Source organism: Celeribacter sp. SCSIO 80838 (genome assembly GCF_056498065.1).
Map to the genome: position 1 here is coordinate 3,713,711 of NZ_JAZKMA010000001.1, position 7,476 is coordinate 3,721,186.

The 7,476-nt window shown below is 61.4% G+C and carries 5 protein-coding genes; 2 read left to right on the forward strand and 3 right to left on the reverse strand.

Features of this window, described 5'->3' with window-relative positions; translation table 11 throughout:
• Positions 1-52: 52 nt before the first annotated feature.
• Positions 53-1,195, reverse strand: a complete 1,143-nt coding sequence (locus V1475_RS18650; RefSeq protein WP_479413929.1) for a type III PLP-dependent enzyme — start codon at positions 1,193-1,195, stop codon at positions 53-55.
• A gap of 295 nt (positions 1,196-1,490) precedes the next feature.
• Between V1475_RS18650 and V1475_RS18655 the strand changes: the two genes are divergently transcribed.
• A complete protein-coding gene (locus tag V1475_RS18655; RefSeq protein WP_434286342.1) occupies positions 1,491-1,922 on the forward strand; it encodes an Lrp/AsnC family transcriptional regulator in 432 nt (143 codons plus the stop codon).
• A gap of 14 nt (positions 1,923-1,936) precedes the next feature.
• On the opposite strand, the gene V1475_RS18660 is transcribed toward V1475_RS18655, so the two are convergent.
• Positions 1,937-3,085 (reverse strand): serine hydrolase domain-containing protein, encoded by a 1,149-nt coding sequence (locus V1475_RS18660; protein WP_479413930.1) that lies wholly within the window; start codon positions 3,083-3,085, stop codon positions 1,937-1,939.
• Positions 3,086-3,288: 203 nt separating this feature from the next.
• Here V1475_RS18660 and V1475_RS18665 point away from each other — a divergent pair, with 203 nt between their 5' ends.
• Complete coding sequence (locus tag V1475_RS18665) at positions 3,289-6,405, forward strand: valine--tRNA ligase (RefSeq protein WP_479413931.1); 3,117 nt, start codon at positions 3,289-3,291, stop codon at positions 6,403-6,405.
• Positions 6,406-6,492: 87 nt separating this feature from the next.
• Here V1475_RS18665 and V1475_RS18670 read toward each other — a convergent pair whose 3' ends face one another.
• Positions 6,493-7,275 carry a crotonase/enoyl-CoA hydratase family protein gene (locus V1475_RS18670; RefSeq protein ID WP_479413932.1) on the reverse strand — a complete coding sequence of 261 codons (783 nt, stop codon included), beginning with the start codon at positions 7,273-7,275 and terminating at the stop codon, positions 6,493-6,495.
• Positions 7,276-7,476: the final 201 nt, after the last annotated feature.

Consider the following 7,476-nt stretch of genomic DNA (forward strand, 5'->3'; position numbering starts at 1 on the left):
GGAGCCGGGACATTCGGCCCGGATGATCGCCACCCAGACGATAAGCTGACGATCAGATGTGGCGCTGCACCGTTTCCACGGTGATCTGGCCGAAGCCGTTGAATTTGGTCGCGGTGGCAACCGAATAAGCGCCGAGACCGTAGAAAATCACGTGATCCTCCTCTTCCATCGTCGCCGGGAAGCCCAGCTCGGACGGGAGTTTGTCGAGGCTGTCGCAGGTCGGACCGAAGACGGTGCGGAACACCTTGTCGCCTTCGCGTTTGACACCTTGCGGGCCGAACACGCCGATGCGGTCGATGACCCCGACGAGGTGCAACTCGGAGAGACCGCCGTAGACACCGTCGTTCAGGAACACATGGGCATCGTCGCGGATCGCTTTGACGCGGGTCACCAGCGAGTAGCTTTCCGCCACAAGACCACGGCCCGGCTCACAAACGAGCGCCGGCATGTCGTCGCCAAAGGCCTCACGCGCCACACGACCGATGAGATCGAAGGTCGGCTCAAGCTGCGGCACGACTTCGTTCAGACGGTGGGACGGGAAACCGCCACCCACGTTGAGGCGGGCGATTTTAACGTCGGCCATCTGAGCGATCTCGGCAGCGGCACGGATGTATTTGTCCCATGCATGCGGATCGGTGCATTGCGTGCCCGGATGGAAGGTGAGCGAGGGCGTGAAGCCCAGTTGCGAGGCCAGCAGCAGCAGTTCGGCAGCGGTTTCGACGGTCGCGCCGAATTTCGCACCGAAGTTATAGGCAGCGCCCTCGACCGGCAGTTTGAAGCGCACGGAAATTTCGACACCGTCGGCGGGCACAAGTTCGCCCAGCTTCACCAGCTCGGAGTGGCTGTCGACGGAGTAGGATTTCACACCCATTTTCACGGCGTGCAGGATCTCGGTGCGCGAGCGAACCGGGTTGTTGTAATGCATGGCCGCACCCGGCGCGATGCGGGCGATGGTGTTCATCTCCACGGGAGAGGCCACGTCGAACCCTTTGACACCGGCGGCCACGAGGTTGACGAGCACCTCCTCGTCCGGGTTGGATTTCACCGCATAGGTGACAAGGCCCGGAAAGCCTTTGATAAAACGACGGGCGGTCGCTTGCAGGATCGCGGGAGAGAAGAACAGCACCGGATGCTCGGGAGCATGCGTGCGCAGGTATTCGCTGGGCGTTGCCCAGATGGTCTTAGAGAGCCCCATTGGTCATGTCCTTTACCAACAGAGCGCAGCCACATCTTGCCCGGGAAAACTCCGGTTGGGATTGCGCTTACGCGATTAATCCTAACCAGGTTAGGTGCGGGACCGCCTCGTTTTCCCTCGGCGACCGTCCTTCGAACCTGTCTTTCAGTGATCGCTATATGCGTGTTGATTTGGTCGATAGGAATAGTAAAATCGTGCGAAATGCCGGTCAATTTAACGAAATGTCCGGTCAAATTTATAATGCTTTATCAGCCGGTCCAAAACGCTGGGCCGCGCGGGATTTCGGAGCGGGAAAATGGACGAACTTGATCAAAAAATCCTGACGGCACTGGCCGCCGATTCATCGACATCGGTGTCGCGTCTGGCGCGGCGGTTCAAAGTGGCGCGCTCGACCGTGCAGGCGCGGCTGGAACGGTTGGAAACCAGCGGGATCATCGCGGGCTATACGATCAAGCTTGGCGATGTGGCGCTGGCGCGGCGGATCAAGGCGACGGTGCTCATTCAGGTCGAGCCGCGCACCTCGGCCTCGGTGGTGACGAAACTCAAGGCCTTGCCGGAGGTGGAAATGGTCGCGACCTCGACGGGTCGGGTCGATCTGATCGCGCAGATCGCCTGTGATACCACGGAGGAGATCGATCAGACGCTGGAGCAGATCAACGGCATCACCGGGGTGCAGGACGTCGAGAGCCTGATTCACCTGTCAATCAAGTTCGACAGGGCGATTTAGGACCCGATCCGCCCCTACTCAGCCGGATGCGGCCGGTCACGCGGATCGGCCCGAAGCGCGGCGAGTTGCGCCTGCCGGATGTTGCCCGCCATCTCCTCCGCCCCGCGCACGGCAAAGACGATGCCGCGCACCGGGTCAGACAGTTGGTTGACCGTTCCCGCGACATAGACGCCGAGATCGGGCGCGTAGAAACAGGTGCTTCCGCCGAAGCCGAAATGCCCGATGAGACGCGGCGGCTTGTGCAGGACGCGCTGCGGTGGGAAATTCATGCGATAGGGCAGATGCAGCCACCACGGCGCCTCAACTTTCATGATGCCGCTGCCGAATTCGGCGGGAAAGAACATCGGGCGCCAGGTGTAGAGCCGCGGCAACACGCGTTTGTCGAAGAGGTAGCCCTCGAAAAACCCGCGCGCGAAGATCAGCGCGTCGCGCGACGTGGTGACGAGGCCGCTGTCGGCCTGAAACGAGGCCATGGTGCGCGGCACATGGACCTGCATGCGGTGCGAGAGCGGCGGCGTCGGGTGGCGGTCGGCGGGGTCGCAATAGATATAGGTCGAACTCAGGCCCAAACGTTCGGCGACGCGGGTCTGAACGACCTGAGCGAAACTTTTGCCCTCGATCTGTTCGATGACGCGGCCCAGAAGGTGGTAATTCGTATCGGTGTAGATCGCACGTTTCGAGGCTCCGGGGGCCGCGACCGCACCGTGCGAGCGGGTGCGTTGGATCACCTCCTCGAAACTCCAGCCGCTGTCGATGCCGTCGGCGATCTGGTGGCGCAAGCGGCGGGCATGCATGCGGTAGAGGAAATAATCGCCGAAACCCGAGGTGTGCGACATCAGATGGCGGATCGTCACCTCCCCGGTGCGGTCGACCCCGTCCTTGACATGCAATTCGGAGCAAGGAGCGCACTGGCCGAGGTAATGCACGAAGGGCAGGTCGAAGTCGATTTTCTCCTCCTCCAGCAATTGCAGGAGGATCGCGGTGACGAAGAGCTTGGTGACACCGGTGGCGAAATAGGGCGTGCGGCTGTCGAGATTGCCCGCGCCGACATGCACCTCCCGCCCGGTGTCCCGGTCGAACATCGAGAGCGTCACACCGCGATGCATCCCGCTGCGGATCATCCGGTCGGCCAGTCTTTGCAATCGCGCGGAGGCGGCGCCCATGGTTTTCTCCTCTCGGGTCCGGAGGATGTGATGCCACAGCAAGGTTTAACACCACGTCAATTTGGCCGCCTTCCCCGGAATTTTCTCTCGGAAACGTGGGGAGTTTCTCCCTTTCCCTCTCACCTCCTGCGGGGTAAAAGCGCGGGACCCTTGAGCGCGGGGCCTTTCCCCGTGCCCGGACCGGAACGAAGCGAGAGACCACGATGGCCATGGAAAAGACGTTCGACGCGCAGGATTCAGAAGCGCGCATCTATGCGGAATGGGAAAAGGCGGGGGCGTTCAAAGCCGGCGCCCATAAGAAACGCGACGAGACCTTCACCATCATGATCCCGCCGCCGAACGTGACGGGCGCGCTGCACGTCGGTCATGCGTTCAACAACACGATCCAGGATATTCTGATCCGCTGGCACCGGATGCGCGGGTTCGACACGCTCTGGCAGCCGGGGCAGGACCATGCGGGCATCGCGACCCAGCTCATGGTCGAAAAGGAACTGGCGAAGACGCAGCAGCCGTCGCGTGCCGAGCTTGGCCGTGAGGCGTTCCTTGAGAAGGTTTGGGAATGGAAGGGCAAATACGGCTCCACCATTATCAACCAGTTGAAGCGTTTGGGGTCGTCCTGTGACTGGTCGCGCAACGCCTTTACCATGTCCGGCGCGCCGGGTGCGCCCGCAGGCGAGGAAGGCAATTTCCATGACGCGGTGATCAAGGTGTTCGTCGATATGTATGAGAAAGGTCTCATCTATCGCGGCAAACGCCTTGTGAACTGGGACCCGCATTTCGAGACGGCGATTTCCGATCTGGAAGTCGAGAATATCGAAGTTGCGGGCCACATGTGGCACTTCAAATACCCGCTCGCGGGTGGTGAGACCTACACCTATGTCGAGAAGGATGAGGACGGCAATGTCACCTTCTCCGAAGAGCGCGACTATATCTCTATCGCCACGACCCGGCCCGAGACCATGCTGGGCGACGGCGCGGTGGCGGTGCATCCGGACGACGCACGTTATGCGCCGATCGTGGGCAAGCTCTGCGAAATTCCGGTCGGCCCGAAAGAGCACCGCCGTCTGATCCCGATCATCACCGACGAATACCCGGATATGAATTTCGGCTCGGGTGCGGTGAAAATCACCGGCGCGCATGATTTCAACGACTATCAGGTGGCGAAACGCGGCAATCTGCCGATGTACCGCCTGATGGACACCAAGGGCGCGATGCGCGCCGATGGTCTGTCTTATGAAGACAGTGCGATCCTTGCCGCCGAAATCCTCGCGGGCAAGCCCTTCACCGAATCTGAGGTCGACACGATCAACCTCGTGCCCGAGCACCTGCGCGGCCTCGACCGGTTCGAAGCGCGCAAAGCGGTGATTTCGGAGATCAATGCCGAAGGTCTGGCGGTGATGACCACCAAGACCACGAAAGACGATGAGGGAAATGAGACCACCATTTCGCTCCCCTATGTCGAAGACAAGCCGATCATGCAGCCCTTTGGCGACCGCTCCAAGGTCGTCATCGAGCCGATGCTGACCGATCAGTGGTACGTGGATGCGGAGAAAATCGTCGGCAAGGCGCTCGACGCCGTGCGCACAGGCAAGACGAAAATCATGCCGGAAAGCGGTGAGAAGACCTATTTCCACTGGCTGGAGAACATCGAACCGTGGTGTATCTCCCGCCAGCTTTGGTGGGGCCACCAGATCCCGGTCTGGTACGGGCTGGACCTCTCCGCGCCGGATTTCACCGATGACGAGGGCGACGGCGCACTGGACGAGGTGGAACTGATGCGCCTTCTGACCGAGGGCGGCATGTTGCATCGCGGGACGGTGCATCACTGTGCGTCCGATTTCGAGGGCGTCCATGGCAAGTTCTTCGCCGATATGGACAATCTGCCGACGCCGCTCAATCACTGCCGCGTGGTCGAGGTTGCGACCCGTCAGGAGGCCAACGAGGTCTTCGCAAACGCTCTGGCACAGTACAACGTCACACAGGACCCGACCAAGCTGGTCTATCCGGTCTGGCGCGATGCCGATGTGCTCGACACCTGGTTCTCGTCGGGGCTTTGGCCGATCGGCACACTCGGCTGGCCGAACTGGGATGAGAGCACGTCGAAATATTTCCCGACCGATGTTCTTGTGACCGGTTTCGACATCCTGTTCTTCTGGGTCGCCCGGATGATGATGATGCAGCTCGCGGTGGTGGACGAAGTGCCGTTCCACACCGTCTACCTGCACCAGCTCGTTCGCGACGAGAAGGGCAAGAAAATGTCGAAAACCACCGGCAACGTCATCGACCCGCTGGAGATCATCGACGAATACGGCGCCGATGCGCTGCGCTTCACCAACGCGTCCATGGCCTCCATCGGCGGCGTGCTGAAACTCTCCGTCGACCGGATCAAAGGCTACCGCAACTTCGGCACCAAAATCTGGAACGCCGCGCGCTTTGCCGAGATGAACGGCGTGTTCGAAGGTTACACGCCGGGCGTCACGCCCACCCCGACCGCGACCGTGAACAAATGGATCATCGGCGAAACGGTGAAGGTGCTGGCCGAGGTCAACAAAGCCTTCGAAGAATACCGCTTCAACGACGCGGCCAACGCACTTTACGCCTTTGTCTGGGGCAAATTCTGCGACTGGTATGTCGAATTCTCGAAACCGCTGTTCTACGACGGGGACGAGGCGACCTTGGCCGAGACGCGCCAGACCATGGGCTGGGTGCTCGATCAGGCGCTGGCCATGATGCACCCGATCATGCCGTTCATCACCGAAGAACTTTGGGGCACGGTCAATGGCGCGCGTCCGCTTTTGGCGCTGTCCGATTGGCCGGAGCTTTCGGACGATCTGATCGACGCGGATGCGGGCGCGGAAATGAACTGGGTCATTGATCTGGTGGAACAAATCCGGTCGTCGCGGGCCGAAGTGCATGTGCCGGCGGGGCTGAAAATCCCGATGGTGCAGGTCGAGCTGGACGAGGCCGGCAAAACCGCCTTCGCCAATAACGAAGCGCTGATCCTCAAACTTGCACGCCTCGACTCTGTGTCGGAAGGCACCATGCCGAAAGGCGCGATCACCATTTCGGTCGCGGGCGGCATCTTTGCCCTGCCGCTCGAAGGGGTGATCGACATCGCCGAAGAAAAAGCCCGGCTCGAAAAGTCCCTCGGCAAGCTTGCCAAGGAGCTTGGGGGCCTGCGCGGCCGGTTGAACAACCCGAATTTCGTGGCGTCCGCGCCCGAAGAGGTTGTGGCCGAGGCGCAGGAAAATCTCGCCGCGCGTGAAGAGGAAGAGGCCAAGCTGAAATCCGCTTTGGCGCGGCTCTCAGAGATCGGCTGAGAGATTGGCTGAGCCGGTTTAAAGGATTGAAAAAGGCCCGCTTTCGGCGGGCCTTTTGTTTTGAGTATTTAGGCCATCAGAAAACCATCAGTCGTAAACCGGCGGGCGGTTTTGCATCTGGGCCATGACGGTTTCGATTTGATGCGGCGTGCCGATCAACGCGCGTTGTTCGCGGCTTTCCTCCAGCAGGATATGCGCGCGCTCATGTGAGGTTTCTGCCGTGGCGATCAACCGTTTGGCGACCCGCATGGCGGAGGGGCTTTTGTTTGCAATCGTGCTGGCGATCTCCTGCGCGCGGGCGCGGGCATCCTCGGCGAGTTCGGTGACGAGGCCAAGCTCTGCGGCGCGGGCGGCGGGCAAGACCGCGTTTGTGTAGGTCAAGAGCCGCAGCACATCGGAGCGCAGCACGCGCGGGAACAGCACCATCCCGCCCATATCCGGCACGAGGCCCCATTTCATCTCCATGATCGAGAGCTGCGCCTCGGGGCTTGCAATACGGATGTCGGCGGCGATGGCGAGCTGCATCCCGGCGCCGAAACAGGGGCCGTGAATCGCGGCAATCACCGGGATCGGCAGGTCATAGAGCGCGAGCGAAAAGGCCTGAAACGCGTTGGCGTCGCCATGGGTGCGGTCCATCACGAGGGCGTCGAGATCCTCGGTCAGGAAGCGCTGGAAATTCGAGGTGTCGAGCCCGGCGCAGAACGCTTTCCCCGCCCCGGAGAGCAGCACGACACGCGCGTCGGAGGCGGCAATCTCGGCCACGCGGGCGAGGAGATCGGCGATCAGCGTCTCGGTCACCGCGTTCATCTTGTCGGGGCGGTTCAGGGTCAGGTGGGCAATGTGGTTTTCGATGGTCAGCGTGACGGTCATGGCGGGTCCTCCTGAGACGAAACTAGCAGCGCGAAAATGCATGGTCAGGTCTGACGTTACGGCGCTTGCGCAGGCGTGTTCTTTGAGGCAGGAGAAGCGCATGACAGACACGCGCCTCACCTCCCTCGCCCAAAGCCTGCCCTCCACCGTGCCTTTCGTGGCGCCCGAACGCATGGAAGAGTTGCGCGGCGCGCGGTTCGA

Excerpts from the sequence above, each read along its gene's own strand:
- V1475_RS18665 (WP_479413931.1), top strand. The coding sequence starts at position 3,289 with ATGGCCATGGAAAAGACGTTCGACGCGCAGGATTCAGAAGCGCGCATC.
- V1475_RS18650 (WP_479413929.1), bottom strand. The coding sequence starts at position 1,195 with ATGGGGCTCTCTAAGACCATCTGGGCAACGCCCAGCGAATACCTGCGC.
- V1475_RS18655 (WP_434286342.1), top strand. The coding sequence starts at position 1,491 with ATGGACGAACTTGATCAAAAAATCCTGACGGCACTGGCCGCCGATTCA.
- V1475_RS18660 (WP_479413930.1), bottom strand. The coding sequence starts at position 3,085 with ATGGGCGCCGCCTCCGCGCGATTGCAAAGACTGGCCGACCGGATGATC.
- V1475_RS18670 (WP_479413932.1), bottom strand. The coding sequence starts at position 7,275 with ATGACCGTCACGCTGACCATCGAAAACCACATTGCCCACCTGACCCTG.